This is a genomic window from Sphaerochaeta sp. S2, from assembly GCF_016406725.1.
Classification (GTDB): Bacteria; Spirochaetota; Spirochaetia; order Sphaerochaetales; family Sphaerochaetaceae; genus Sphaerochaeta.
Window position 1 is genome coordinate 1 of the sequence record NZ_JAEKNT010000096.1, and the last position, 2,600, is coordinate 2,600.

Genomic DNA, 2,600 nt, shown 5'->3' on the forward strand with positions numbered 1-2,600 from the left:
CTGTTTGCCTTGTAGCAATCTGCATGTATGCGTTCATTCCAGTCTGGGAACGGACTAGCAGTAAGCTGTTTGCCGATGAGTCCCGTCTGGGGGTTTTCTCTTGGTGGTTGATAGAAATGTCCATGAAGAATCAGGGACGTCTTGTCCGGTTTGTTTGTTTTCATATAGCTTGCCTAGTATATCATAATACCGAGAGGACGGACTACCGGTTGGCGCCCTATCTTGCACATTGTTGCATTCTGGTGAATGATACGGTAGGAGGAAGCCATGAGTATTCATATTGTTTCAGATAAAAACAGCATTGCTGATACCGTTTTATTGCCAGGTGATCCACTGAGAGCAAAGCATATTGCACAAACCTACCTGACTGATGTGGTGCAGTACAACGAGATAAGGGGAATGTATGGTTTCACTGGTCTGTACCATGGACAACGTGTTTCAGTACAGGGTACAGGGATGGGTATGCCTTCATTTTCCATCTATGCCCAGGAATTGATCGACAGCTATGGAGCCAAGCGCCTGGTACGAGTGGGTACCTGTGGAACCATGAGCGAGTCTCTCAAGCTCAAGGATGTTTTGATTGTCCAGGGAGCAGACTCTGACAGCGGGATGAATGTGAGCCGGTTTGGCACCTACCAATTCGCCCCTACTGCGACCTTCCCCTTGCTTATGCGTGCCTATGAGAATGCAAAGTCGATGGGTATCGGGTATGCCGTGGGGAATGTCTTCACCAGTGATCAGTTCTATGACATGAAGGGTGATGAGAAAAAGGCAATTGCACAGTCAGTGGGAACAATGGCAGTCGATATGGAGACATGTGAACTCTATACCTTGGCCCGTCTCAAGGGCATCGAGGCCCTGACATTGCTTACCGTAAGTGACTCCCTGCTTACCGGTGAACAGGTTGCTCCAAAAGAGAGACAGACAACCTTCGATTCGATGGTTGACCTTGCCTTGCAAACCCTCTTTGACTAAGGGAAAAGAGCCATTGGTTGACTAAGCGCTGTGATTCTTTTACGATTGCGTAGAAGAACATCCGTCAAGATACTTTTTGGGAGTAAGCATGATTCTCATCAACATTGATTCCTTGTCTACTACCGAGTTGCAATATATCGCCCAACAGGAATGTTTGGAAGATTGGCAGACACTCGATCGGGAGGAGCTCATCGACGCCTTGGAGGAAGCCTTCGGCGAACAAGACGATGAAGTCTCTTCGGCACAGAAGGGAAAAATCCATAGAAACAGGTTTTGCAACTCCCTTACCGACTATCGGGGGGACAAGCAGAATCTGAGTGATCTCCCTGGCGTTGAACAGTTGCCTGAATCCTATCTGGATACATCCATACATCTCCTGCTTCGTGACCCACAGTGGGCCTATGCATATTGGTCCCTGTCACCGGCTTCCCTGCAGATGGTTTTCGGCGAGGATGGACAATCTCCCAGCAGCTTGTTCCTTCGGGTTCAGGAAACCAGACTCGAGAGCGGGGAAGTGTTGTCCTTCGATATCTCAGTAGAACGTGAAGATACGCAGTGGAATATCAACCTGCCCAATATGGGTTCTTCGTATCTGGTTGATCTTTGCTGGCGTGACCGTAAGGGAAATGAGATGTCCCTGGCACAGAGCAAGAGTGTCGAAACCTATCCTGCCTACTGGCAGAAGCATAGTGAAGAATTGGTGGGGGACTACTCCTCCTTCCTGGCAAACTTCTCCTCCCTGGTAACAAAGGAAGGGGAAATTGTTGATAATCCAGTGATCAGGGATCTCGCACAGAATCTGAGCAAGGGGGTTCTCTAATGGCCAAACCATCAATCGCATTCATCCTGAACGCACATCTCCCCTTTGTCAGACACCCTGAATACCCGCGATTCCTTGAGGAAGATTGGCTCTTTGAATCCATCAGTGAGAGTTATCTTCCCCTGCTGAGGATGTTCAACAGACTTGTCCAAGACAAGATTCCTTTCAAGATGACCATAAGCCTCTCTCCCACGCTTTGTTGCATGCTCACCGACCCTGTACTTCAGGAACGGTTCCTTGAGTATCTTGAACGGCATATTGAGCTTGGTGAAAAGGAGGTTGCGCGCTGTACCAAGGAACAACCGGAGTTTCTTGAGATGGCCCAGTTCTACCTCGACCAGGCACGTGAGAACCTTGGAGATTTCCAGGACCGATATCGTGGCAATATCCTCGATGGTTTCAAGGCACTGGAGATGAGTGGTCACCTGGAGCTTGCAACCACCGCTGCAACCCACGCATACCTCCCGCTTTACAAGGATTATCCAACTGCAATCAATGCGCAGGTGGAGCTGGGGGTACAGTCCTTTCTTACTACCTTCGGCCATCTTCCAAAGGGATTCTGGTTGCCTGAATGTGGATATTATCCCGGACTGGAGGAATCATTGAAGTATCATGGTATTTCATGGTTCCAGACAGCCAGCCAGTCCATGTTGCTCTCACCGGACAAGGTAGAGTACGGTACCTATCGTCCTGTACAGACCCCTAACGGTGTGGCTGCCTTCCCGAGGGATTTCCAGACTACCAGTCTGGTTTGGTCCAACGCCTCTGGATATCCTACCGATCGTTACTATCGTGAGTTCTACCG

The 2,600-nt window shown here is 49.3% G+C and carries 2 protein-coding genes and 1 pseudogene; all 3 read left to right on the plus strand.

What is annotated here, in order from left to right; genetic code table 11:
- Positions 1-267: 267 nt before the first annotated feature.
- On the plus strand, positions 268-975 hold the full coding sequence (deoD, locus tag JF818_RS02810) for a purine-nucleoside phosphorylase (RefSeq protein ID WP_198890471.1): 708 nt from the start codon (positions 268-270) through the stop codon (positions 973-975).
- Between the two features lie 88 nt (positions 976-1,063).
- A complete protein-coding gene (locus JF818_RS02815; protein ID WP_198890472.1) occupies positions 1,064-1,795 on the plus strand; it encodes a DUF4912 domain-containing protein in 732 nt (243 codons plus the stop codon).
- Positions 1,795-2,600, plus strand: a pseudogene (locus JF818_RS02820) (DUF1957 domain-containing protein); the annotation flags it as partial. The gene JF818_RS02815 and the pseudogene JF818_RS02820, both read left to right, overlap by 1 nt.

What these genes read in the sequence shown, in the direction of transcription:
- deoD (WP_198890471.1), top strand. Translation starts at nt 268, where the DNA reads ATGAGTATTCATATTGTTTCAGATAAAAACAGCATTGCTGATACCGTT.
- JF818_RS02815 (WP_198890472.1), top strand. Translation starts at nt 1,064, where the DNA reads ATGATTCTCATCAACATTGATTCCTTGTCTACTACCGAGTTGCAATAT.